This window comes from Sabulicella rubraurantiaca, from assembly GCF_017355885.1.
GTDB lineage: Bacteria > Pseudomonadota > Alphaproteobacteria > Acetobacterales > Acetobacteraceae > Roseococcus > Roseococcus rubraurantiacus.
The window spans coordinates 302,214-326,151 of record NZ_JAFEUU010000005.1; the positions used below are offsets into that span (position 1 = coordinate 302,214).

Sequence of the window (23,938 nt, forward strand, 5' to 3'; positions counted from 1 at the left end):
CCGCACCATGAACGCCACCCGCCGCGCCCTCCTGGCCGCTTCCGCCCTGCTTGCTGCCCCCGTCAGCCTGCGCGCCCAGTCGCAGGGCCGCATCCTTGTCATCGGCGGCGGCTTTGGCGGCGCTTCCGCCGCCTCCTTCCTTCGTCGCGAACACCCGGAGATCGAGGTGACACTGGTCGAGCCGCGCCAGCGCTTCGTCACCTGCCCCTACGGCAACCTCGTCCTCGCCGGGCTGCGGCAGATCGGCGACATCACCCATTCCTATGACAGGCTGCGGGCGCGCGGAGTCCGCGTCATCCACGACCGCGCCGCTGGCATCGACGCCGCTGCGCGTCGTGTCCGCCTCGCGGGCGGCGAGACGCTGAGCTTCGACCGGATGATCCTCTCGCCTGGCATCGCCCTGCGCTGGAACGCCATCGAGGGCTATGATGAGGCGGCGAGCGAGGCGATGCCCCATGCCTGGGTGCCCGGCGACGGTACGCAGACCTTGCTACTGCGCCGCCAGCTGGAGGCGATGCCCGATGGCGGCGTGGTCGGGATCGCGATTCCGGCCAACCCGTTCCGCTGCCCGCCCGGACCTTATGAGCGCATCTCGATGATCGCTTCCTATCTGAAGCGTCACAAGCCGCGTTCCAAGATCCTGGCGCTGGATGCCAAGGACGCCTTCTCGAAGCAGGGCCTGTTCCAGGACGGGTGGAACGCCCTCTACCCCGGCTTGGTCGAATGGGTGCCCGCCAACCGCGACGGCCGGGTCGTGCGTGTGGATGTGCGGGAGAAGGTTCTGGAGACGGAGTTCGGCACGCGCCACAAGGTGGACGTCGCCAACATCATCCCGCCGCAATCCGCCGCCGCCATCGCGCGGGAGGCCGGGCTTGCCAACGACGCGGGCTGGGTGCCCGTGAACCCGGTCACTTTCGAGGCCCAAGCTGCTCCCGGCGTTCACGTCGTCGGCGATGCGAACATCCCGGGTCCCATGCCGAAATCGGGCTTCATCGCCAACTCCACGGCGAAGCAGGCCGCGGCCAGCGCTGTCGCCGCGATGCGCGGGCGGGAGGCGCCGCGCCCCGTTTATTTTAACACCTGCTACTCCCATGTGGGGGACGAGTACGGCATTTCCGTCGTCAACGTGTACCGGCCCAATGCCGAGGGCACGGCCCTGGTGGAAGTGCCGAACAGCGGCGGCGTGTCGCCGCGCGGCGACTTGCCGGAGCAGCGCCGCCTTGAGGCGATCTACGCCGACGCTTGGTACGAGAGCATTACGCGGGACATGTTTGCATGAGGCGACGCGCCGCACTGGCCCTTTCACTGACCCTGCTGCCTCTGGGCACCGCGCGCGCCCAGGATGCGACGCTGGAAGAGGCGATCCGCGCCCAGATCGGCGACCGCACGACGCAGGAGGGCGGCATCGCCCTTCGTGCTCCGGTGGTGGCTGAGAATGGCGGACAGGTGCCCGTCACCGTTTCCGTCGACAGTCCACAGACCGCGGAAAGCCACGTCACCGCAATTCATCTTTTTGCCACGCGGAACCCGACCCCTGGCATCGCCTCGTTCCGCCTCACGCCGCTTCTGGCGCGGGCTGAGGTGCAGACGCGCATTCGGCTGGCCGAGGGGCAGGTCGTTGTCGCGGTCGCGCAGCTCAGTGACGGCACCGCGCGCCGCGTGTCGGCCGAGATCCGCGTCACCACCGGAGGGTGCCTGTCATGAGCGGAAGCTTCGGTACGCCACGCATCCGCGCTCCCCGCACGGCCCGGCCCGGTGAGGCCGTGGAGATCCGCACGCTGATCGAGCACCCGATGGAAACCGGGCTGCGCCAGGAGGGCGGGCGCACTGTCCCGCGCGACTTCCTGAATCGCCTCGTCGTGCGGGTCAATGGTGAGGTGGCGCTGGAGGCGGAGCTGCGCAACGGCACCTCCACCAACCCCTACCACGTCTTCTTCCTCAAGCTGGACCGCACCAGCGAAATCGAGTTCGTCTGGACGGATGAAGGCGGACGCTTTGCGCGCGCCACGGCCCGCATCGCCGTTGCGTGAGAAGCGGAAGCGCTATCGTCCTTCGTGAGCTGAACTCCGTGCGCCATCCGGCCGGACCGGGGACTGATCGCCGGCCGCGCCTGCGGCAAGTCCCGGTCTCGGGTGGAGCCGGAGCGGCGCGGCGTCGCCGCACGCGCTCCCTGCACCGATAGAAGGCGGGGAGCCTTGCTCCCCGCAGATTTTCAGCCCTTTGCTTGTGTCACGGCCTCTCGCGTGAAGGCGCGGCGTTCCGTGAGGTCGCGTGATAGCCGGGCCGTGGCTTCGGCTCCGCGCAGCAGGACGGCACGGTTGCCATTGCCGTCAGTGATGGCGCGGAAGGCCTCGCTGCGAGTGGCCTCGACCAGCGCCGCGTCCAACCCTGCCAGCACCGGCGCCGGCACGCCTGCCGGGGCGAAGAGCCCATTCCAGATGGTGAAGTCCGGCTCTGTCAGGCCAATCTCGGCGAAGCTGGGCACATCCGGCAGCTCGGGCAGGCGGCGCGGGCCGATCACCAGCAGCGGGCGCAGGCGTCCCTCCCGGAGATGCCCCGATGCGGTCGGGTAGTCCACGCCGCCGATCTGCACATGGCCGGCCACCAAATCGGTCAGCTGCGGCGCGGTTCCGCGATAGGGTACCTTCACCAGATCCAGCCCGAAATGCCGCGCCAGCAGTTCCACCGACTGCTCGGAAACCGAGCCGCCGCCGGTGGTGCCGAAATACAGGCGTAGCTGTCGGGCGTCGCGCGCCCGCGTCAGCAGGCCGGGCAGGTCGGAAACGCCAAGCGAGGGATGCGCGAAGATGATGCTGGAGGCCTCGGTGAAGAGGCCCAGCGGCGCGAAGTCGCGCAGCGGGTCGAACTGCACGGCCTCGCCCAGCGCCACCACGCTGCCGATCAGCGCGGTGACATTGGCCACCAGCAGCACATGGCCATCGGCCGGGGCGCGGGCGACGTGCTGCACGCCGATGGTGCCGGTGGCCCCGGTGCGGTTCTCGACCACCACGGGCTGCGGGAAGAGCGGCGCAAACTCCCGCGCCAGGGCTCGGGCGTAGGTGTCGGTCGGCCCGCCGGCCGGCCACGGGACGACAAGGCGCAGCGGACGGCTTGGCCATTCGGGCTGCGCCACGGCGGCGTTAGCGAGGAGCAGCGCCGGGGCGGCGCCGAACAAGGTGCGGCGAGTGGTCATGATGCGGTGATCCCTCAGGAGGCGAGGCGGCGCTGGGCCGCGGCGAAGAGGCTTTCGGGGCGCGGCAGGCCCAGGTGGTCTCGCAGCGTGGTGCCCGCGTATTCCTCGCGGAACAGGCCGCGGCGCCGCAGGATGGGCACCACTTCGTCCGCGAAGATTTTGAAGCCGCCGGGCAGCCAGGGCGGCATGACGTTGAAGCCATCCGCCGCGCCCTGGGTGGACCAAGCCTTGATCTGGTCGGCTTGGTACCAGGACAGGTCGGTGATGCGCTCAGGCTCGGAGGCGGGGTGACGCCAGGCGGCCTCGTGGTGGCCGTCTGGATAGATGAAGAGGTTGAGGTTCAGCGTCCGGATGCTCATGGCGGGTCTTTCGCGAAGGTGGGGAGAGGGATCAGCCGGGCCGCGGCCGACATCGCCCGCGCGGCGCCATGAAGGGACAAGCCTGGGGCCGGATAGCTCGCATGTTGCGATGAAATCACTATTATAGAACGTGAGTCTACCCTATTACCGGAGCAAATATGTGAAAAACGGTAGAATCAGTTTTACAACGAGGAAGGGTCGTGGATTCGGGGAGGCCGCTACCGTTCCGGAAGGGCGGTCAAGTAAGCCCAGGAACCGCGCAGGATCAGGCGCGTTACGACGCGCGACGCCCCTTGGCTTTCGCTCCTCGGCCTCTCGCCGGCTGAAGGCAGAAGCGAGGCTCACGGGCCAATGGCGCCGCTAGTCGACGGAGGCGCCCGAAAAACACTCTTGCAGGAAGCGCAAAGGAGTGAAACGCTTTGATATAGCGTGAATAAGGGAATATGCCTGTGACCAACCGCGCAATGACCGGGTCCTGGCCGCCGGCCGCTCCCATCAATGCTCGTGCCGGCGTGGCGGCGAGGGATTGCGACGGCGGCCAGGAGGATCCCCTCCTCGGTGAGGAGGACCAGCGCCCGGCCTGGGCCGTTGCGGCGGCTACTGCCCTGGCCCTCACGGCTGTCGCCGTGGCCGCTTTGCTGATTTAAGGCGCGGCCGCTTCGCCTCCTGTTTCGCACTTGCGTAATGCCGGCCCCATCCACCACCCTTCCGCCCGGAGGCACGACGTATGAATGCTTCGATCCTCTCCCGTCGTGTGCTGGTCGCGGCGGCTCCCGCTCTTGTCGCGACCCAGGCCGCCGGCCAGGGTGCGGCACAGACGCTGCTCAACGTCTCCTATGATCCGACGCGCGAGTTCTATCGCGAGTTCAATGCATCCTTCGCTGCTGCATGGGCCACGCGCGGGCAGGCGCGCCCGAACATCAGCACTTCGCATGGCGGCTCGGGCCGGCAGGCACGTGCCGTGATCGACGGGCTGCAGGCAGACGTAGTGACGCTCGCCCTTGCCTATGACATCGATGAGATCGCCGAGCGCGGGATCATCGCGCGCGACTGGCAACGGCGCCTGCCGAACAACAGCGCGCCCTACACCTCCACCGTTGTCCTGCTGGTGCGGCGGGGCAACCCGAAGCAGATCCGTGACTGGGGCGACCTGCTGCGGACCGGCGTTTCGGTCGTCACGCCCAACCCCAAGACTTCCGGCGGGGCGCGCTGGAACTACCTCGCGCTCTGGGCCTGGGCGCTTCGCCAGCAGGGGGGCTCCCCGCAAGCTGCCGAACAGGCGGTGACGCAGCTCTACCGGCAGGTGCCCGTGCTCGACACCGGAGCGCGCGGCTCGACCACGACCTTCGTCCAGCGCGGCGTCGGCGACGTGTTCCTGTCCTGGGAGAACGAGGCACATCTTGCTCTCCAGGAGTTCCCGCAATCGGGACTGGAGATCATCTATCCCAGCCTGTCGATCCTGGCCGAGCCACCGGTGGCCGTGGTGGACGCGAATGTGGACCGACGCGGCACGCGCGCGCTGGCCGAGGCCTATCTGCAGCATCTCTACACGGAGGATGGGCAACGCCTGGCCGCGAAGCATCATTACCGCCCACGTGACGCTGCGATCCTGTCCGCCAACGCATCGCGATTCCCCGGCATGGAGCTGGCGACCGTGGACGATGTCTTCGGCGGATGGGCAAACGCCCAGCGCACGCATTTCGCCGATGGCGGCGTGTTCGACCGCATCTACAGGCCAAGGCGTTGAGTGCGACGGCAAGCCTGTCGCGACCTAGCCGAAGGGCGCTGCCGGGATTCGGCTTGTCGCTCGGGCTGGCGCTGATCTGGCTCGGCCTCATCGTGATCATCCCGCTCGGCGCGCTGGCGCTGAAACCCTGGGAACTTGGGCCGGGCGGCGTGGTGGAGGTGCTGCTGGAGGGTCGCACCCTCGCGGCGCTGCGGCTTTCCTTCGGGGCGGCGTTATTGGCAGCGGGGCTGGCCGTGCCGCTGGGCCTTCTCTTCGCTTGGGTGGTGGTGCGTTATCGCTTTCCCGGGCGAAGGCTCCTGGACGCAGCGGTGGACCTCCCCTTTGCCCTGCCAACGGCGGTGGCGGGCCTCGCCCTCACCGCCCTGTTTGCGCCGAATGGTTGGCTGGGCGCACCGCTGGAGGCCTGGTTCGGCTGGAAGGTCGCATTCACCCCCGCGGGCATCGTCGTCGCCCTGGTGTTCGTCGCGCTGCCCTTCGCCGCACGTACCGTGGAGCCCGTGCTGCGCGACCTGCCCCCCGACATGGAGGAGGCGGCCGCGACCTTGGGAGCGACTCGCGCACAGGCGCTCTGGAGGGTTGTCCTTCCGTCGCTTCTTCCGGCGATGGTGACCGGCTTCGCCCTCGGCTTCGCGCGTGCCGTCGGCGAGTATGGCAGCGTGATCTTCATCGCCGGCAACATGCCGATGGTGAGCGAGATCGCCCCGCTCCTGATCCTCGTGAAGCTGGAGCAGTTCGACTATGCGGCGGCGGCGGCCGTCGGCCTCGCGATGCTGCTGCTGTCTTTCGTCATCCTGCTGGCCCTCAACCTCCTGCAACGCCGGCTGCGGCGTGCCGCCGCATGAGGCACGCGGCTACAGATTCGCCTTTGATGCGGTGGGGCCTGCCGGTGCTGGCGCTGGCACTTGCCGCGGTGCTCTTGCTGCTCCCCCTCGCGGCCGTGTTCACGGAGGCGCTGCGCAGGGGCTGGGAGGTCGCGGTGGCTGCCATTGCAGAACCGGATGCGCTCGCCGCAATCCGACTCACCTTGCTTGTCGCGGCGATCTCGGTCCCGGTGAACACGATTGGCGGCATCGCGGCCGCCTGGGCCGTAACCAAGCATGACTTCCCCGGCAAGCGCGTGCTGGTGACCTGGATCGAGATCCCCTTTTCCGTCTCGCCGGTCATTTCGGGCCTGGTCTTCGTCCTGCTCTTCGGGGCGCAAGGCTATTTTGGCCCTTGGCTCCGTGAGAGGGACATCCAGATCATCTTCGCCCTCCCAGGGCTTGTCCTCGCAACGGTCTTCGTCACCTTTCCCTTCGTCGCGCGCACCCTCATCCCGCTGATGCAGGAGCAGGGCCGGGACGAGGAGGAAGCGGCGGCCACGCTAGGCGCGTCCGGGTGGCAGACCTTCCTGCGGGTCACACTGCCCAATGTGAAATGGGCGCTGCTGGCGGGCGTCCTGCTCTGCAACGCACGTGCCATGGGGGAGTTCGGGGCTGTGTCCGTCGTGTCAGGGCATATCCGCGGGCAGACCAACACCATGCCACTTCATGTCGAGATCCTCTATAACGAGTATATGTTCGCGGGCGCCTTCGCGGTGTCGGCGCTGCTCGCCCTGCTGGGCCTCGTCACCCTGGCCGCGAAGGCGGTTCTCGAACGGCTGTCTGATCGGCGGCTGGGGAGCAAGGCATGACGGTCGAGCTGCGGGGAGTCACGCGGCGCTTCGGCGACATTGCCGCGCTTCAGGACGTCACTCTCGCCGCGGCCCCGGGCGAGTTCCTCGCGCTTCTCGGGCCATCGGGCTCCGGCAAGACGACACTCCTGCGGATCCTGGCGGGTCTGGATTTCCCGGATGAGGGCGAGGTGCTGATCGCGGGGCGCGACGTCGCGCGGGTGCCGGCGCGGGAGCGGGGCGTCGGCGTCGTGCTGCAGCATTACGCGCTGTTCCGTCACATGACCGTGTTCGAGAATGTCGCCTTCGGGTTGCGCGTGCGGCCACGGCGGACGCGCCCTTCTGAAGACGAGATCATGCGGCGCGTCGGGAGGCTGCTGGATCTGGTTCAGATTCCCGAGCTTTCAGAGCGGTGGCCAGACCAGCTTTCCGGAGGGCAGCGTCAGCGCGTGGCATTGGCGCGTGCCCTCGCCATCGAACCACCGCTTCTGCTCCTGGATGAGCCCTTTGCCGCGCTCGACGCGCTGGTGCGCAAGGAGGTGCGGCGATGGGTGAGGGGCCTCCATGACCGCGTCGGCCTCACCTCGGTCCTCGTCACGCACGACCAGGAGGAGGCGATGGAGATGGCCGACCGCGTCGCAGTGATGGACCAGGGGCGGATCGTGCAGTGCGCCGAGCCGGACGAGTTGCTGGCGCAGCCGGCCTCGCCTTTCGTCGCCGGCTTCCTGGGGGAGACGAACCGCCTGCGGGGAGAGGTGCGGGCAGGGTGGCTGCACCTTCCTGGGATCGGGAGGGCAGGGCCGCTCGACCTTGCGGATGGCGAGGCTGAGGCCTTTGTCCGGCCGGGTGACTTGCAGGTCCGGGCCGCGACAGAGGGGGCCGCGCGGGTGCGCGCCTGCCGGCCATCGCCTGCGGGCGGGAACCGTGTCCTCCTGGAGACCGACAGCGCCCTGCTGGAGGGGGTGTCACCGGAACGACTGGATCGCGGCAGCCCCTGCGAGGCGGTGATCGCGGCGGCCATCGTCTTCGGCGCCAATGGCGACCGCGTGCTGTTCAGCGCGGTCCAGAACACGGTGCCGGCGGGTTGAGGGCGGTGACACTGCAAGGTTCGCGTGGGGACGCCTTGGCAGCCTGATTTCTGAACGCAAGATCGCTTCCGGGTCGTTCAGGCAGTTCCAGCGCGCCAACAGTGGGGTCAGTCCTCTGCGCGAGGCGCTGCAAGGGCCGGAAGCCGAAATCTCGACAGCGGGCCTCGCTTTCGCGCTAGCAAGGCCAGGCTGATGGATCTCGCGCCCAGGTCACTTGGCCCTCTGGCACCGGCGCGATGGCCGTCCTCATTCGGGCCCAGAACTGGGCGGCGACACCGCCCGGCCTAATCGAGCGCTGGCAGGTGAGACTGCGGATGGCTGTGGGACTGATGCTGGCCACCCCACAGCCCGCCTGCATTGCCTGGGGACCTGCACTGACCACCCTCTACAATGATGCCTGCATTGCCCTGCTCGGAACGAAGCATCCGGAGGTGCTGGACCGGCCCTGCGCCTCTGCCTGGCCGGAGGCGTTCGCCATGCCTCGCCGGGCGATCGATGCGATGATGGCAGGGGAAGTGCAGGTCGTCGCGGACCAGGAGGTCACGCTCGCCGGGACTGCTGATAACCCGGCGCGCTGGTTCACCTTCGCATTGGACCCCCCTCCGCGACGATGACGGTCGCGTTGTCGAGTTTCACGGCGCCGTTGCCGAGACGACCGGGCAAGTGATGGCGTAGCGCCGGCTCGCCGACGCCGAGGCGGCGCTGCGCGAGAGCGAAACGCAGCTCCAGCTGGTTCGGCCATCATGCGACATGTCCCTTTCGGGCCATCATCCTAGCCAACGCGCCGTCCGAGCGCCGGTGTCTGGGGTTGGCGTGCGGGCAAACTCGCGCACCGCGCCATCCTTGCCCGAATGGCCGGCCGGTCGTGCGCCCATGAAACCAAGGACGCCTTCCACGTGCTGTTCGGCCAATAGTGCCGTCGTGCCATCATGCTAGGCTAGGGCAGGCAAGACACCAGGGCAGGGGTATGGCACGGGACAGCGCGCCGGAACCGGGCAGCACCAGACCGCCATCGGCCGAGCTCGAGGCCGAGCTGGAGCAGGCCCTTGTCACGCTGGAGGATGCCCGCGAGGAGGCGGCTGCCCTAGCCCGGCAACGAGACGATTTGTGGCGTGAGAACCTTGCCCTCAGGAGCGAGCTCTCGGCGGAGCGAGGGCGCAGGACGCTGCGCGAGGCCGCGGCCGAGGAGGTGCGCCGGAGGTACGACGAAACCGCCGCAACGCTGGCGGGGCAGGTCGAAGAGGCCGCCACACGCGAGGAACTCGCGGTCTCCCTTGAAGAGTTGCGGATCACGACGGAGGCGCTGGAGGAGGCGAACACGTCCCTCACCAGCCTCAACGAGGGGCTGCAGGAAGCCGTCGCCGCGCGCACCTCGGAACTCGAGGCGGCCAACGCGGCGCTTCGCGAGCGCGAGGAGTGGCTGCGGCTGATCTTCGAGGGCGCGACCGACTACGCCATCTTCGCCATGGACGCCGAAGGGCGGGTGGCGGAGTGGAATAGCGGCGCCGAGCGGCTGCTCGGCTTCCGGGCCGATGAGGTGTTGGGCCGAAAGCCGGTGGGAATGTGGACGCCCGAGGACAGGGCCACGCGCCAGCCTGAACTGGAGATGTGCAGTGCCGTGGAAGTGGGGCGAGCGGAGGATAACCGCTGGCACCTGCGGCAGGATGGCTCGCGCTTCTGGGCGGTGGGGGTGATGACGCCGCTCTTCGATCATGACGGGCAGTTGCGGGGCTTCCTGAAGATCCTGCGCGACTGCACCGCGGAACGGGCCGCGGAAGAGAAGCGGAAGGTGCTGCAGGCCGAGCTGAACCATCGCGTCAAGAACACCCTCGCCGTCGTGCAGGCCGTCGTGGCGCAGACGCTGCGGAATGCCACGATGCCCGAGGAGCTTCAGGAAGCGTTGACATCACGCCTGACGGCGCTGGCGCGCTCGCACGATCTGCTGACCCGAAACGACTGGGGTGGCGCCCCGCTCGCCGAGATCCTCGGCCAGACCCTGGCGCCGCACGCCGCGACGGCTGGCGAGGGCCGCATCGTGCTGTCCGGTCCGCCCGTGCTGCTGCCAGCTGGGGCCGTGGTGACGTTGAACCTGGCTTTCCACGAACTGGCGACGAATGCCGCCAAGTATGGCGCGCTCTCGGTCCCGGAGGGACGCGTCGAGGTGTCCTGGGGCCTTATGCGACCTGAGCCGGGGGCGCCACCTCTCGTGGATCTGACGTGGCGCGAGCGCGGCGGGCCCGCTGTTCGTCCCCCGAGCCGCAGGGGCTTCGGCTCCCGTCTGATCGAGACCGTGCTTGCGCGCGAGTTCAAGGCCGAGGTGCGGCTCGATTTCCCGCCGGACGGCGTCGAATGCGGCATCCGGCTGCCGCTCACGACGGCTGGTGAGGCTGCCGCCTGAGGAGGCGGCGTGCCTCGCGCGGCTTGGAGCACTGCGGTGGCTGACAAGCCCGAGGAGTAAAGGCGTGATGCCGGGCGCGCACGGCACATGATGTCTAGCATGGCTTGGCTTGAGTGGGCGGGACCTTCCGGCGTGCCTCACGTGCCAAGCAATCGGGGAGAATGGCGTGTCCAGCGCTTGAAGATTGTCGCAGGCGAGGGCGGTCAGCGCCTCTCGTGTCGGTCTGAACGCGCTCCGTGTTCGGGCATGTGTGCCGTAGCCATCCACCGGAAGCGCTGGCGGTATTGAAGGGGAGAGATGCCCGTGGCGCGCTTGAAGATGCGGCGGAAGGCGGCGGGTTCGGTATAGCCGACCCCCTCGGCGATCACGTCGATCGGCGTGTCGGTCGTCTCCAGCATCTGCTTGGCTTCCTCGATGCGCAGCGACTGCACGTAGTCGAGGGGCGCATACCCCGTCACGGTCTGGAAGCGACGCACGAAGCTGCGCGATGCGAGGCCGGAGACCTGCGTCATCGCGGCCACCGGATTGGCGCGGGCGTAGTTGTCGGCGATCCAGGCCTGCGCCGCGGCCACCGCCGCGTCGTCGTGCTGCCGTGGACGGACCCGCGCGGCAAAGGGAAGCTGACCATCGCTGCGGTCGCCGAACAGGAACAGCTTGGCGGTGCGGCGCGCTTCCTCCTCGCCGCAGAAACGCGCCACGAGGTAAAGCGCCAGATCCGTCCATGAGGCGTTGGCACCGGACGTCACGAGCCGATGCTCGGCCCCCGCCGTCACCAGAACCCGCTCGGGACGGAGGCGGACGTCCGGGTAGCGGCTGCGGATCTGGTCAGTCGCGGCCCAGTGGCAGGTGGCCTCCTCGCCATCCAGCAATCCCGCCTCTGCCAGCATCAAAGAGCCGGTGCAGACCGAGCAGACCAGTGCACCTTGCGCATGCTGGCGCCGCAGCCACTCGACGGTCTCGGGCCAGCGACCGCGCGTCTCCTCATCGCGCCCCACGGCCAGGTCGCACACGATCACGATGTCCGCGCGCTTTGCCTCGGCAAAGCTGAGATCTGGCGTGACGGGAAGGCCGACCAGATTCCGGAACGGCTGCCGGCTCGCAGCGACGATGCGCGGGAGGAAACGCCGCGGTCCAGGGGGCCATCCGGTCAGCATCTCCCAGCCCGAACCGACGAAGGAAAGCACCTCGTAGAACCCATTCAGCACCCCGGTCGCGATCTCGGGCACTGCCACCAGGCAGACCGAGATGCGGGCCGGAGCAAAGGGCGTAGTCATCCGGTGAGCGTGGCACATTCGGACCGGTTTCGTCGATTGTGTGCCTGACGCCCTGCGCGTCCCCCGTGCGATTGGCGGTGCGTCGCCACCAAGTCCACGGGAGACATCCATGTTCGAGATCACCAGACGCAAGCTGCAGGGGGCCAGCCTACTCGGTGCCGGCATGCTCCTCGGCGGCCTCGGTTTCGCCCGGGCGGAGACCCTCACCACGAGGGGCCGGCTTATGCTCGGTTCCAGCGCCGCGCGCCCCAAAGGCCTTGTCCAGGCTGCGAATTTTCCGCTGATCGAAGCGATCCATGGCCGCCGTTCGCGGCGCTTCGCCAAGGGGGCGTCGATCCCTGACGGGCCGCTCGCCTTTACCTCGCGCCATTCGCCCGAGGCGCTGGATCCGCTGGAGCAGATGCTGCTGATCGCCACCATCGCCGGGAATACCGGATGGGCCGAACTTTTCGCGCACCATCCGGGATACGCGGCCCGCTTGCCCAACTACACGGCGGCAGCGGGCGGACGCAGCTTCCCTTCCTCGGCTGGCTTCAACACGTCGGAGTTCTTTTTCACCGACGACACCGGCGTCTATTTCCTGCCGACGCGCGACATGACCCCCCTGCCAGCGGATGGCGGTACGGATCTGAGCGGATGGTTGGCCGCGCACCGCGCCCGCATCGTCAAGCTGGCCGATGGACGGCTGAACATCCCGGCGGAGATGCCGCACATGGAAGGGCACAACACCTGGTGCGCGAACGTGGCCGGCTCCACCCTCGTCTTCCCGGTGGCCGATGTTGCGCAGCACGTGATCCTGCTGCTGCTCTACCTCGTGCAGAACGGCACCGGGATCTATGACGACGTCAATGGTCGGCAGATCCCGGGGCTGGAGCGCTACGCGCATCGGCTGAACATGGAGGTCGCCTATCCCCTGACCTTCCTCGAGCAGATCGCGCTCACTGACGTGTCGGTCGAGATGGGCACGGCCTGCTATGCTGGGGCCCTGATGCTTCAGGCGCTGGGCCTCGGCGGCTGGATGTACACAGGGCTCAATCCATTCACCGTCATGGGGGCGAGCGGCGATCCTTCAGTGCCAGGCCTTGGCTTCCGCTTCGACATTTTGCCGGGGAACCCCCTCCCGTACTTCACCGGATTGCCGGGCATCTTTGAGGCGCATGTGCCGCCGCACCACGCGACCATGCGCGCTGCCGTCGAGGCGGCGGTCGCGCGTAAATTCGGCGCAGGCGGACCCTTCGACCCGAAGCAGGGCGGGCCCTATCGCGAGAACGCAGCCGTCCGGTCGAGCGCGGCGCAGATCGACGCTGAGGCGATCGAGATCACCACACTGATGGCGGAATACGTGTTCTCGACCTTCGGTCGCTTCCCTGCGACGGTGCCGGCGGTGTTCCTCAAGACCTACCTGCAGGCACACCGGCTCGACACCGATTTCTACGACCGGCACTTCGCGCCAGGGGCGTATCTCCAGACCCATGCCGAGCATGATCGCAACTGGGGCTGAGCGAAGGCGGCTGGAGTGAGGCACGGGGCGGGATGCAGCCTCGTCCGGTGCCAACGAGAGGTCGCGGCGACGGGAGCTTGGTCCCGGTCGACACCGCCGCAGAGGCGGTTCGATCGTCAGGCCGCGCCAGGAGCTTTGATGGCCGGCCCCATGCGTCGCGGGCCAGACGCGCCTCAAGTGTGATGAAGGAGCATTGTAGCTGGCGATTTGAAGGCAGTCACCGCGGCGGCACGACCTGTTGCTATCAGGGTGGCGAAGTATGCCCGCGGGGTCGATCCGGTAGAGTGGTCTGGGAGGCGCCAAAATATGACGAGGGCATGTTCGACAAATTATTGCGCACTGTTCATTTCATTCGATTTCTCGCGCGCAGTTTGAGACTTGCCGCGAGATATCCTTGAGGCGAATGCAAATTATAGTTGCAATTTTTGCTTCTGCACACGCGTTGCGCGGAATAGCTGCAGAGGGCGCGTCTTCCACAGCAGTCTGAGGAGGGCGCTCGGCTAGCGCGCAGGGTGACCCTGTTCTGTGCACGCCTCGAACTGAAGAAGTGTAGGTGCTTATCGCAACGATTGTGGTCAGCAATCAGGTAATTGCGCGAACGACAAACGGGGAGAGTCGGTAGTGCTGACGGCCAAGGCAGCGATTCCGAGGGCTAGGTTACCCGGCGCAACTGTTACTGACGCCGCGAAGGCCACTGCTGATTAATGCATCTAATGGTTGAGTCAGAATCCTTTACGCATCCGCTGACGCGTGCTCAATCATCTCCCTAAGTCATTAAGAAATAGACATTTTATCGACTGGCATGAGCCTTGCTTCCAGTTGGATGCGCCCGTGGCGGGCGTGTGCTGGGCCGCCGCAGCAGCCCAAACTAGGAGAAAAAACACCATGCAGATTCTGAAGCAAGCGGTACTGGGCCTCGCTCTTCTGGCGGCGCCTGTGGCAGTGCATGCCGCACCCCTGACGGGCTCGATCGACTTCGGCGGCCTGTTCCAGGGCGTCGACGACAGCGGCACCAATGTCCGCCTCGCCGACGCCGTGGCCGTCGACTTCTGTGCCAACGTGGTCGGCAACTGCGTCACCGGCGCGGGCGGCGCCTTCACCGTGGATGCGGTCAGCACCGGCAGCAACATGCCCGTCTCGGTGGGCGATGTCGGCACGATCCAGGACTTCAACTTCGCCGCCTTCGCAGGCCCGATCGCCAACTTCTTCACGGTGGGCGGCCTGTCCTTCGACCTGAGCGCGATCACCGCGACGCAGTTCACCGTCCCGCCGCTGCCCCCGGGCACCAGCCCCACCGACTACCTCTTGATCAGCGGCATCGGCACGCTGCGCGCGTCGGGCTTTGATCCCACCCCTGGCACCTTCACCTTCTCCGGCCAGACCGATGGCGTGAACCTCACGGGCACCTTCACCTTCTCCGGTGGCGCGGCTGCGCTTCCGGTGCCCGCGCCGGCCGGGCTTGCCCTGCTGGGTGCTGGCCTGCTCGGCCTCGGCCTCGTCCGCCGCAAGGCCGCCTGACACTTCCTCGTCAGGGCTTAAAAGGCAGCGCTCCGGTCCCACAAGGGCCGGAGCGTTTTCTTTCGGGCTTAGGAAAGTGTCTGCCGTCGCGATGTGGCGTCTCGTGAGGCAACACCTGTGGCGAACTGCTGTTAGCCAGTGGAGCGTCACTCAACACTCGACTTCAGCAATGCGTATGGCGGGGAGGGGGCGGCTACCTGCGATACCTTTCGGAAGATGGAAGCGAGGAGAATTCCGCTCCAGAAACCGGCTCATCTGGTTCACGTTGAGCCAGCATCCGAATGCAGGAGCCCAGGCCATGCAATGTTCTCGTGCGTTGATCGCCCTGCTTGCCATGGCGCCCGTTTATGTCGGGACAGCCCATGGCCAGACGCCGCCAGCGCTGGTCTACACCCATCACCTCTCCACCACGGCGACAGCATCGGTTCAGGAGAAGCTCCGCCAGGCTGGGATCTACAATGGCCGGGCCGATGGCGTGTGGGGTCCCGAAAGCCAAGCTGCGCTGGAGCGCTTCCAGCAAACGCGGAACCTCCAGGTCACGGGCCAACTGAACCAGGCGACGGTCGCGACGCTCGGCATTCCGCCGGCTGATCTCCTGGCCAGCGGGCCATTGCAGGTCATCGCGCCGGGCGCGGCGCCGCCCGGTCCGAATGCGGCGGAGCCGCTGAGTCCGGCCGTGATCCGCAACGTCCAGCAGCGCCTCAGGATCCTAGGCTTCTATCGTGGTGCGGTGGACGGTATGTGGGGAGCGGGCACCCAGGCTGCGATCGAGCGCTTCCAGCAGGGGCGCGGGCTGCAGGCCACGGGGCAGGTGAACCCAGCCACCATCCAGGCCTTGGGGCTCGATCCCAATAATCCGGCAATCCGGCCCCGTTAGTCCATTCTCTTGCGGATCTCAGGACGCACCAGTCGTCGTTTGCTGGTGCATTTTCCGTATAGAGACCAGGAAGCATCGGGACAGGCGCAAGCAAAACACGTCATTTCGCGGTTCCGCCCCGTTGATGAGCTGGGCGCGCCGCGGTTGGGCGCTAGCCCAGTTCGCGGCAGAACTCCTGGATGCGGCCGCACGCCTCGCGCAGGCTGACCGTGTCGGTCGCGTAGGAAACGCGGACGTAAGGGCTCATGCCATAGGCGGCGCCTTGTACCACGGCGACCTGCTTCTCAGCGAGCAGGGCCGTGACGAAGTCCGTGTCCGTCTCGATCTTGCGTCCACCCCTTGAGGTCTTGCCCAGGCAACCCGCGACATTAGGGAAGACGTAGAAGGCGCCCTCCGGCTTGTGGCAGCTGATGCCCGGCGCGTCGTTGAGCATGTCCACCACCAGGTCGCGGCGCTCGCGGTAGACGGCCGCGCGCTCGGCGAGCAGATCCTGCGGTCCATCCAACGCTGCGATGGTGGCTGCCTGGCCAACGGTCGAGACACCGCTGGTGGACTGCCCCTGCACATTGGCCATGGCCTTGATCAGCCGCTTGGGCCCGCCGCAGTAGCCGATGCGCCATCCGGTCATCGCATAGGCCTTGGAGGCGCCGTTCACGGTCAAGACGCGATCGCGCAGGCGCGGCTCGACCTCGGCGATGGTAGCGAACTCGAACCCGTCATAGAGCAGGTGCTCATACATGTCGTCCGTCAGGATCCAGACATGCGGGTGCTTCAGCATCACCTCGGCGATCGCCTGCATCTCCTTGCGGGAGCAGGCGGCACCGGTCGGGTTGTTCGGGAAGTTGAGGACCAGCCACTTGGTGCGCGGCGTGATCGCGGCATCGAGTTCTTCGGCGGGGACTTTGAAGCCATTGTTCTGCGGGCAGGAGATGCTGACCGGAACGCCGCCGGCGAACTTCGCCATGTCGGCGTAGCTGATCCAGGACGGACGCGGAATCACGACCTCGTCGCCTGGATTCACCGTGGCCATCAGCGCGTCGAAGATGATCTGCTTGCCGCCATTGGCGACGAGGATCTCATCCGGCGCGTAGTCGAGCCCGTTGTCGCGCTTGAACTTGCGAGCGATGGCGGCCTTCAGCGCCGGCGTGCCTTCGGTCGGCGGGTACTTGGTGTCACCGGCGCGCGCGGCAGCGTGGGCGGCTTCCACCACGTGGTCGGGCGTCTGGAAGTCAGGCTCGCCCTGGGAAAGGCTGATCACCGAAATGCCGCGCGCGCGCATGTCACGCGCCAGCGCGGTCATCGCGGCGCTGGCCGAGACTTCGACATTGGCGAGGCGGTCGGCGATTTCGGGCATCCAGGGTGCTCCAGGCGACGGTACTGAATGTGCCGTCTGTCGGTATAGAGTTTCATTCAGCGAAATCTGGTCGTCAAGTCTCTTCTCGGGACGCTGCCCGCGTGATACCCGCTGGAGCATGATGTCCGTTCGTCGCAACGCACCGGGATTCTTCGCTGAATGAGCGGCGGGGTCATTGCCGTGGACCGCGCCATCGACATCCTCAATGCGTTTCGATGGGGCGATGAGGGCCTCTCGCTCACCGAGTTGGCCAACCGCACCGGCCTGCATAAGACCACGATCCTGCGCCTCGCTGTTTCGCTGCAGAGTTCGGGGATGCTGACGCGCAATGCGACCGGTGAGTTTCGGCTGGGGACCAACATCCTCAAGCTCTCCGCGATCCTGCGCGCCTCCCAGCGGCTCGACCGCGAGGTTCAGCCCTTTCTCGAGAAGCTGGCGGAGGAGTGCCGCGAAAGCGCCTCGCTGTTCATCCGCGACGAGGATGCGCGCATCTGCCTCGTGCGCGTGGAAGCCGAACAGAGCGTCCGGGACAGCACGCGCCGGCTGATTCCCATGCCGCTCGACGACACCTCGGCCGGGCTTGTCCTGCGCGGCCTTGAGGGGAAGCGGGTAGGACCCGCCGGTGGTCCCTTCAGCCCCGTCTTCACCTCAGGCGTTACCGACCCGCAAACCGCCTCGCTCAGTGCTCCGGTCTACGACGCCGAGGGGGAGATTGTCGGCGCGATGACCGTCTCAGGGCCTGCCTTCCGCCTCACCAGCGAAGTGGCAGAACAGCACGCACCGAAGCTTGCGGCGCAGGCGGAGGCCTTCTCAGCCACCCTTGGATATCGAACCGACACCCCACCGACGCGCGGCGCAGCACGGGCCAAGGATGGCAGCGCGCCGCGGCGAACGAGGGCCGCGACGCGCTGACGCTGGAGCGTCAGTTGTTGGTGCCCTGGCGGACGATTTCTTCGATCACCGGGCGCATCGCATTCTCCTCGCGCGTCCAGTAGCTCGCGAATTCTGCTGGACCCATAAAGCTGATGTCGAGGCCAATGCGGCGGAGCTGCTCCCGGTGCGCCGGGCTTGTGATCGCACGCTCCAGTGCCTCGGCCAAGCGTCGCACGATCGGCTCGGGAGTTCCTGCCGGAGCCACGAAGCCCCGCGCGGACCCAGCCGAAAGCGGCGTGCCGAGCGAGGCAAGCGTCGGCACCCCCGGAAGGGAGTCGTTCGGCCGGTCGGACAGCACGGCAAGGACGCGCACGACGCCAGCCCTGCTCTGGATCACTGCCGTGCCGCTCGAGGCCATGGTGACGTCGATCTGGCGCCCGGCCAGGGCAGTGATCACTGGCGCGGTGCCCGGGAAATGCACTTGGTTGAACTCGATGCCGAGCGCCTTCTGCAACTGCAGTGAGGAGATGTGCTCCCAGCCGAGCATCCCTGGATCGGCCATGGAAATCTCGCCGGGCCGTGCACGTGCCGCGGCGACGAGATCGGCAAAGCTCTGGATCGGGCTGGCCGCCGGGACGAGGATGGCGCCCGGGTCGATCACATGCATCGCCAGCGGCACGAAGCTGTCGCGGTTGAAGGGCGTCCGCCGCGACGGATCGAGATACAGCGTAAAGGTGGAGGGCCAGAGTCCATAGGCGATGGTGTAGCCATCGGGTCGCGCGCGGGTGAGTTCCGTCATGCCGATCTGCGATCCGGCGCCCGCGCGGTTCACGATGACGATGGGAACGCCAAGCGCGCGCTCAAGCTCCGGGGCCAGGGCGCGGGCCGTGATGTCGCTGCCGCCGCCTGGGGGATAGGGCACGATGACCGTGATGGGCCGGCCGGGCTCAGGAAAGGGCGCCTGCGCGGCAGCGGGCAGCACCCCACACATCGCCAGGAGCGCCGCAGCGCAGAAGATTCGCCTCATAAACATCTCCTCATCATGCATGGGCGGCGCTGGGGCCGCCCTAGTCCCGACCCGTGTGACGCGGCGTTCTTGGCCGTCATTCCCGCACCACCTGCGTAGGGCGCGGCACCAGCTCAGCTTATCGAACCTCACCCAAGGTCTGGGGGAACGGTGCGACGGTTCCGCCTGCAGCCTCGATCGCGCTGCGGATGGTGCGCGCAAGATCGACCGCACCTGCCGTATCGCTGTGGATTAGGATGGAATCCACCTTCATGCGCAGCACCTCGCCGGTGATTGCGACGACGGTCCCATCGGTCAGCAGCCGGGCGACCCGCTCACGCACGGCATTCGCATCCTTGACCATCGAGCCGGGGAGCTTGCGAGAAACCAGCAGGCCCTTCGCGTCGTAGGCGCGGTCGGCGAGGAACTTGGTGACGACGCGCAGCCCTTCCGCCTCGGCGGCGCGCGCGATGGCGGTGCCGGGAGAGGATGAGACGAACAGCGTCGGGTCGAAGGCACGCACGGCGCGGGCCATGGCGTCGGCCATGGGCTGATCAACCGAGATCAGGTTGCCGAGCGCGCCATGGAAGCTCGCATGCGACATCCGTGCACCCGCGGCGCGGGCGATGCCCTCCAGTGCGCCGAGTTGGTAGATGGCGTACTTCTCCATCTCCTTCGGCTCGATATGCATGAGCCTCCGGCCGAACCCCATCAGGTCGGGGAAGCCGACATGCGCTCCGATGGCGACTCCGCGTTCCTTCGCCAGTCGCACCGTGCGGTCCATAATCACGGCATCGCCGGCATGGAATCCGCAGGCGAGATTCACCGAGGAGACGATGCCGAGCAGCGTCTCGTCCTCCGCCATGCGCCACGCGCCGAAGCCCTCGGCCATGTCGGAGTTGAGGTCGATCTTCATGGCGCTTTCCCCTCAGGGCTGAATTCGAACAGCTTCGTGCCGAAGCCGACCAGTTTGCCCGGAGTGGCGAGGCAGCGTCCGACGATGCCGTCGCTTGGTGCCGTGACGGGCTGCAGCAATGGGCCGATGCGCAGGAAGGCGGCGACCTCGCCTGCCTCCATGCGCTGGCCCGGCTGGACGAGAGGAGTCTCGCACCATGGATGGATCGGCAGGAAGAGTCCCGTCGCGCGCGCATCGAGGCTCGACGGCACGGCGGCGGCCGGCTGCACTGCGAGCTCCTTAACAGGTGCCACGGCACCGAGCTTCAGCCGCAGCCTCGTCTGCGGCGAGGTCAGCTCAAGGGTGTCGAGGCCCGCGGCCCGGAGCCAGGTGGCGATCTGTGCGATCTCCTCCGCGGTCATGGCGTGCGCCCCGAGTTGCAAAGGGACCGGTACTGCTCCGCCAGACGACGGAGCGCGGCGACCCAGGCATCACCTTGGCGCAGCGCGTCGAGCGCATCGCGGTAGGTGACCGGGATGAAGCGCAGCCGGCTGCCGAGAGGTGCCTGCGCCAGCCGCCAGAGATCCGCCTCGATTACCGTTCCGATCTTCGGGTAGCCCCCCGCGGTATGCGCGTCGCTGAGCTGGATGATGGGTTCGCCAGAGGGCGGAACCTGGACCACGCCCGGTACGATGCCATGCGAGCGCATCTCGATGCGCTGCGCGAATTCGAGAGGCTGGCCGGCAAGGCGAAAACCGGCACGGTTGCTCTGGCCGGTGATCTTCCAGGCCGTGTCCCAGAAGCGCTGTTGCGATTCCTCCATGAAAAGACCGTACTCGCCGGCAGGCAGGACGCGCACGGCGGTCGTGCTTGGCTGGAGGTCGGGGGGTGCCCAGTCGGCCGGGAAGGCCGTCTGTGGTGGCTCGGCGCCGAAGCCCGGTGCCTGTACTGCTGCGTCGGCAGCCGCGCCGACCGGCAGCACATCGCCTGCTTTCAGCCAGCGCCCCTCATGCCCGCCGAAGGACCCGCGGAACTGGGTGCTGCGCGAGCCGAGCACGGAAGGCACGTCGATCCCACCCGCGACAGCGAGATAGGCGCGGCTCCCGCGGCGCGGCGCGCCGATCGTCAACTCGGCGCCCTCTCTTGCGGGCTTGGCCCACCAGGGCGGGAGCGGCACGCCATCGAGCGTGGCAGCGCAATCCGCGCCGGTCAGCGCAAAGTCCCGTGCGGCGCGGAAGCGGATGCGGCAGGGGAAGGCCTGGATCTCGATGCAGGCCAGACCCTCCGCGTTGCCGAGCATCGCATTGCCCGCCCTCAGCGCGAGCCGGTCCATCACGCCGGAATAGCTCACGCCGTAGCGCAGGTAGGGCGCACGCCCGAGATCCTGCACGGAGGAGAGCGGCGCGGTGTCGAGGATCTCGATCACAGGATCACCCGCTCGGCATGGAACCGCACGATGTCGCCGGGGGCGAGCAGCGCCGGTGGGTAGCATTGGGGATCGAAGACCGGGATGCTGGCACGGCCGATGCAGTTCCAGCCGCTCGGCCCCGGCGTGCCGCCCAGCCCGGCTTGCAGGCCTCCGATCGAGGTGGATCCGGCCTCCAGCCGCAGCCGCGGCACCTTCCGCCGCGGCATGGCGATGCGCGGGTCGAGCCCGCCGAGATAGGCGTTGCCCGGATGGCTACCGATGGCAAAGACGATCAGGCGGCTTTCCGTATGCAGCCGCACGACCTCCTCCGGTGCCAGCTTGGCGTGGGCAGCAAGGTCGAGCAGGTCAGGCCCGTATTCGCCGCCATAGATGACCGGCACATCGACCACGCGGCCCTCGGTCTGGTCCGGCTCCGCCGCTTCCCAGGCGGCGAGCAGCGCGTCCTCGAGGCGTTCGGGCTCTTCGGGCGGCGTGTCGAAGGTGAGCATCAAATTCGTCATGCAGGGGGCGGCTTCCTGCACGCCCGGCCAGGCGGAAACCATGCGGGCCAGCGTCCAGATGCGCCGCTGGTTGGCGAGGCTGAAATCGCCCGGGGCCTCGAACAGCATCGCGCTCGTCCCGAGCATGCTGACATTCGGCCGCGTGAGGTGGTTATCAACCAGCATCCGCGCCTCCCGCAGCACGTCTTGCGAGCCAGCGTTCGAGGTGATGGATATCCGCGCCACCGGCACGGAAGCGCGCATCCTGCATGATGGCGGCGCAGAGCGGGGCGTTGGTCGCGATCCCCTCCACCCGCAACTCGGTCAGCGCCGAGGCCATCCGCGCGATCGCCTGCTCCCGCGTTGCGCCATGGGCGATCACCTTGGCGATCAGGGAGTCATATTGCGACGGGACGGTGTAGCCTGTGGTGATATGCGTATCCACGCGCAACCCCGGCCCGCCCGGCAGGGAGAGCGCCATGATGCGTCCTGGAGAAGGAGTGAAGCTGAAGGGGTCCTCTGCGTTGATGCGGCATTCGATCGCATGGCCGCGCGGGGCGATATTGGCCTGAGTGAAGCCCAGCGTTTCGCCCTGCGCGATGCGGATCTGCTCACGGACGATGTCGATGCCCGTGACCATCTCGGTGACCGGATGTTCCACCTGCACGCGCGTGTTCATCTCAATGAAGTAGAAGGCGCCATCTTCGTAGAGGAATTCAAAGGTGCCGGCGCCACGGTAGCCGATGTGCCGGCAGGCCGCGACGCAACGTTCGGCGACATCGCGTAGGACTCGTGGCGAGATGCCGGGGGCAGGGGCCTCCTCGACGACTTTCTGGTGGCGCCGCTGCATGGAGCAGTCGCGCTCGCCAAGCGAGACCGCGTTGCCATGCGTGTCGCACAGCACCTGGATCTCGACGTGCCGAGGGGCTTCGAGGAAACGCTCCATGTAGAGGTCGGCGCGACCGAAGGCGCGGCCTGCCTCAGTTCGCGTAACCGCGATGGCCTCGGCCAGTGCTTCCGGGCTCCTTACGATGCGCATGCCGCGCCCGCCACCGCCACCCACTGCCTTCACGATCACCGGGTAGCCGATCTGCGTGGCGATGCGCTCGATCTCGGCTGCATCCTCGGGCAGCGGCTGGTCCGGGCCGGGCACGCAGGGAACGCCAGCCTCGATCATGGCACGCTTGGCGGCGATCTTGTCGCCCATGGTGCGGATCGATTCCGCAGTGGGGCCGATGAAGACGAGGCCAGCATCCTCGACCGCCTGTGCGAAGCTGGCGTTCTCGCTGAGGAAGCCGTAGCCCGGATGGACCGCGCCGGCTTTGCAGGCTTCGGCGGCCAGCAGAAGCGCGGGGATGTTGAGGTAGCTGTCGCGGGATGGCGCTGCGCCAATGCAGATCGCTTCATCGGCCAGCGCAAGCCAGGGTGCGCCGCGATCGGCAGCAGAATGGGCGGCAACGCTGCGCAGGCCCAGTTCGCGGCAAGCACGGATGATGCGCAGCGCGACCTCGCCACGATTGGCGACGAGGACCGTGTCGAAGCGCGTCATGCCCGCAGCCGGAACAGAGGCTGGCCGGCTTCGACCTCCTCCCCGGCCTCGGCAAGGATGGTTTCGACCACCCCGGCGCAGGGGGCGGTGACGGATGTGAAGACCTTCATGGCCTCGACCAGGCAGAGCGTCTGGCCAGCTTCGACCGTCGCGCCGGCCGTGACGAAGGGCGGTGAGCCCGGGTCGGGAGTGCGGTGGAAGATTCCGAATGAGGGGGCGCGCACGTCGGTGTCGCGCGTGGTGGAAGGGGCGGGTTCGGCTGCGGGCGCCGTCACCGATATTGGCGGGGGCTGGAGCGAGGGCTGCTCAGCTTCCGTCTGCCTCGGGGCCGAGGCGTTAGTCGCGCGGCCAATCTTGAGCGTGGTGTCGCCTTCAGTCAGTTCGAGTTCGGTGACGTCGGAACGCGAAACCAGATCGATGAGCGCTTTGATCTTCGCCAGATCCATTCAGTGTGTCCTCAAGCGGCGCGCACACAAATGCCGCGGCAGCAGCGGGGCCGCGGCGTGTGGTTGGCATACCGTTACTCGAAACGGCATCCCGTGCAATGAAATTTTCGCGGCTTGGTCGCTGGACTGAAACCACCCCGGGCGCGGCTTGACGAAGTTTCGTTTGTCGGAATGTAATTGCGGCCCTTGAAATTGCTTTGCGGCCCAGTGGGGCCGTACGCCACTGCCTGTACGGGAGGTCGAAGCAAATGGAAGATCGCGCCCGCAACGGCGGCGTCACGAGCGGAGACCGGCTGCTTCG

Annotated in this window: 25 protein-coding genes; 14 read left to right on the top strand and 11 right to left on the bottom strand. The window is 67.4% G+C overall.

From position 1 onward, the window contains the following. The first annotated feature begins 7 nt into the window (after positions 1 to 7). Genes JTJ31_RS11655 through soxZ form a run of 3 tightly spaced genes read left to right on the top strand, consistent with a single transcriptional unit; the run spans position 8 to position 2,030 of the window. Positions 8 to 1,279, top strand: coding sequence for an NAD(P)/FAD-dependent oxidoreductase (locus tag JTJ31_RS11655; protein ID WP_207538834.1), 1,272 nt, complete (start codon positions 8 to 10; stop codon positions 1,277 to 1,279). Beyond that, positions 1,276 to 1,704 carry a thiosulfate oxidation carrier protein SoxY gene (locus JTJ31_RS11660; protein ID WP_207538835.1) on the top strand — a complete coding sequence of 143 codons (429 nt, stop codon included), beginning with the start codon at positions 1,276 to 1,278 and terminating at the stop codon, positions 1,702 to 1,704. The genes JTJ31_RS11655 and JTJ31_RS11660 overlap by 4 nt, the downstream gene beginning before the upstream one ends. Continuing rightward, positions 1,701 to 2,030, top strand: a complete 330-nt coding sequence (soxZ, locus tag JTJ31_RS11665) for a thiosulfate oxidation carrier complex protein SoxZ (RefSeq protein WP_207538836.1) — start codon at positions 1,701 to 1,703, stop codon at positions 2,028 to 2,030. Before JTJ31_RS11660 ends, soxZ begins: the two co-directional genes overlap by 4 nt. Positions 2,031 to 2,212: 182 nt before the next feature. Here soxZ and JTJ31_RS11670 read toward each other — a convergent pair whose 3' ends face one another. After that, complete coding sequence (locus JTJ31_RS11670; protein ID WP_207538837.1) at positions 2,213 to 3,193, bottom strand: Bug family tripartite tricarboxylate transporter substrate binding protein; 981 nt, start codon at positions 3,191 to 3,193, stop codon at positions 2,213 to 2,215. A gap of 14 nt (positions 3,194 to 3,207) precedes the next feature. Then, positions 3,208 to 3,552: a hypothetical protein gene (locus tag JTJ31_RS11675; RefSeq protein WP_236020104.1), complete on the bottom strand. Its 345-nt coding sequence runs from the start codon at positions 3,550 to 3,552 to the stop codon at positions 3,208 to 3,210. Positions 3,553 to 4,001: 449 nt separating this feature from the next. Between JTJ31_RS11675 and JTJ31_RS11680 the strand changes: the two genes are divergently transcribed. From JTJ31_RS11680 to JTJ31_RS11710, 7 genes are all read left to right on the top strand, one after another. Further along, positions 4,002 to 4,199, top strand: a complete 198-nt coding sequence (locus JTJ31_RS11680; protein WP_207538838.1) for a hypothetical protein — start codon at positions 4,002 to 4,004, stop codon at positions 4,197 to 4,199. 80 nt (positions 4,200 to 4,279) lie between these two features. Continuing rightward, the gene (locus tag JTJ31_RS11685; protein ID WP_207538839.1) at positions 4,280 to 5,299 is read left to right on the top strand and encodes a sulfate ABC transporter substrate-binding protein; all 1,020 of its coding nucleotides are present in this window, start codon (positions 4,280 to 4,282) and stop codon (positions 5,297 to 5,299) included. 14 nt (positions 5,300 to 5,313) lie between these two features. Then, positions 5,314 to 6,141, top strand: coding sequence for a sulfate ABC transporter permease subunit CysT (cysT, locus tag JTJ31_RS11690; protein WP_457852409.1), 828 nt, complete (start codon positions 5,314 to 5,316; stop codon positions 6,139 to 6,141). Positions 6,142 to 6,167: 26 nt separating this feature from the next. Next, positions 6,168 to 6,971, top strand: a complete 804-nt coding sequence (cysW, locus tag JTJ31_RS11695; protein WP_236020105.1) for a sulfate ABC transporter permease subunit CysW — start codon at positions 6,168 to 6,170, stop codon at positions 6,969 to 6,971. Next, a complete protein-coding gene (locus tag JTJ31_RS11700) occupies positions 6,968 to 8,038 on the top strand; it encodes a sulfate/molybdate ABC transporter ATP-binding protein (protein ID WP_207538842.1) in 1,071 nt (356 codons plus the stop codon). The genes cysW and JTJ31_RS11700 overlap by 4 nt, the downstream gene beginning before the upstream one ends. A 236-nt stretch (positions 8,039 to 8,274) precedes the next feature. Beyond that, a complete protein-coding gene (locus tag JTJ31_RS11705; RefSeq protein WP_207538843.1) occupies positions 8,275 to 8,652 on the top strand; it encodes a hypothetical protein in 378 nt (125 codons plus the stop codon). 353 nt (positions 8,653 to 9,005) lie between these two features. Then, positions 9,006 to 10,436, top strand: coding sequence for a sensor histidine kinase (locus JTJ31_RS11710; protein ID WP_207538844.1), 1,431 nt, complete (start codon positions 9,006 to 9,008; stop codon positions 10,434 to 10,436). 203 nt (positions 10,437 to 10,639) lie between these two features. Here JTJ31_RS11710 and JTJ31_RS11715 read toward each other — a convergent pair whose 3' ends face one another. Further along, the gene (locus JTJ31_RS11715; RefSeq protein WP_207538845.1) at positions 10,640 to 11,710 is read right to left on the bottom strand and encodes a GlxA family transcriptional regulator; all 1,071 of its coding nucleotides are present in this window, start codon (positions 11,708 to 11,710) and stop codon (positions 10,640 to 10,642) included. Positions 11,711 to 11,819: 109 nt separating this feature from the next. Here JTJ31_RS11715 and JTJ31_RS11720 point away from each other — a divergent pair, with 109 nt between their 5' ends. The 3 genes from JTJ31_RS11720 to JTJ31_RS11730 all read left to right on the top strand — a co-directional run bounded on the left by JTJ31_RS11720 (position 11,820) and on the right by JTJ31_RS11730 (position 15,606). Further along, positions 11,820 to 13,211, top strand: a complete 1,392-nt coding sequence (locus tag JTJ31_RS11720) for a hypothetical protein (protein ID WP_207538846.1) — start codon at positions 11,820 to 11,822, stop codon at positions 13,209 to 13,211. Between the two features lie 885 nt (positions 13,212 to 14,096). Further along, complete coding sequence (locus JTJ31_RS11725; protein WP_207538847.1) at positions 14,097 to 14,729, top strand: PEP-CTERM sorting domain-containing protein; 633 nt, start codon at positions 14,097 to 14,099, stop codon at positions 14,727 to 14,729. Positions 14,730 to 15,027: 298 nt separating this feature from the next. Then, complete coding sequence (locus tag JTJ31_RS11730; protein ID WP_207538848.1) at positions 15,028 to 15,606, top strand: peptidoglycan-binding domain-containing protein; 579 nt, start codon at positions 15,028 to 15,030, stop codon at positions 15,604 to 15,606. Positions 15,607 to 15,757: 151 nt separating this feature from the next. Here the strand turns inward: JTJ31_RS11730 and JTJ31_RS11735 are convergent, their stop codons facing one another. Beyond that, entirely contained in the window at positions 15,758 to 16,960 is a 1,203-nt protein-coding gene (locus JTJ31_RS11735; RefSeq protein WP_207538849.1) for a pyridoxal phosphate-dependent aminotransferase, read from the bottom strand. A gap of 159 nt (positions 16,961 to 17,119) precedes the next feature. Here JTJ31_RS11735 and JTJ31_RS11740 point away from each other — a divergent pair, with 159 nt between their 5' ends. Beyond that, entirely contained in the window at positions 17,120 to 17,872 is a 753-nt protein-coding gene (locus tag JTJ31_RS11740) for an IclR family transcriptional regulator (protein ID WP_207538850.1), read from the top strand. A 10-nt stretch (positions 17,873 to 17,882) separates the two neighbouring features. On the opposite strand, the gene JTJ31_RS11745 is transcribed toward JTJ31_RS11740, so the two are convergent. The 7 genes from JTJ31_RS11745 to JTJ31_RS11775 form a co-directional block, all read right to left on the bottom strand. Next, positions 17,883 to 18,860 carry a Bug family tripartite tricarboxylate transporter substrate binding protein gene (locus JTJ31_RS11745; RefSeq protein ID WP_207538851.1) on the bottom strand — a complete coding sequence of 326 codons (978 nt, stop codon included), beginning with the start codon at positions 18,858 to 18,860 and terminating at the stop codon, positions 17,883 to 17,885. A gap of 118 nt (positions 18,861 to 18,978) precedes the next feature. Next, positions 18,979 to 19,755: a LamB/YcsF family protein gene (locus tag JTJ31_RS11750; RefSeq protein WP_207538852.1), complete on the bottom strand. Its 777-nt coding sequence runs from the start codon at positions 19,753 to 19,755 to the stop codon at positions 18,979 to 18,981. After that, positions 19,752 to 20,156, bottom strand: a complete 405-nt coding sequence (locus JTJ31_RS11755; RefSeq protein WP_207538853.1) for a hypothetical protein — start codon at positions 20,154 to 20,156, stop codon at positions 19,752 to 19,754. The genes JTJ31_RS11750 and JTJ31_RS11755 overlap by 4 nt, the downstream gene beginning before the upstream one ends. Further along, positions 20,153 to 21,160, bottom strand: a complete 1,008-nt coding sequence (locus tag JTJ31_RS11760) for a 5-oxoprolinase subunit C family protein (protein WP_207538854.1) — start codon at positions 21,158 to 21,160, stop codon at positions 20,153 to 20,155. The genes JTJ31_RS11755 and JTJ31_RS11760 overlap by 4 nt, the downstream gene beginning before the upstream one ends. Continuing rightward, complete coding sequence (gene pxpB, locus JTJ31_RS11765) at positions 21,157 to 21,828, bottom strand: 5-oxoprolinase subunit PxpB (RefSeq protein ID WP_207538855.1); 672 nt, start codon at positions 21,826 to 21,828, stop codon at positions 21,157 to 21,159. The genes JTJ31_RS11760 and pxpB overlap by 4 nt, the downstream gene beginning before the upstream one ends. Beyond that, complete coding sequence (accC, locus tag JTJ31_RS11770) at positions 21,818 to 23,191, bottom strand: acetyl-CoA carboxylase biotin carboxylase subunit (protein WP_207538856.1); 1,374 nt, start codon at positions 23,189 to 23,191, stop codon at positions 21,818 to 21,820. The genes pxpB and accC overlap by 11 nt, the downstream gene beginning before the upstream one ends. After that, positions 23,188 to 23,637 (bottom strand): acetyl-CoA carboxylase biotin carboxyl carrier protein, encoded by a 450-nt coding sequence (locus tag JTJ31_RS11775; protein ID WP_207538857.1) that lies wholly within the window; start codon positions 23,635 to 23,637, stop codon positions 23,188 to 23,190. Before JTJ31_RS11775 ends, accC begins: the two co-directional genes overlap by 4 nt. Positions 23,638 to 23,938 lie beyond the last annotated feature (301 nt).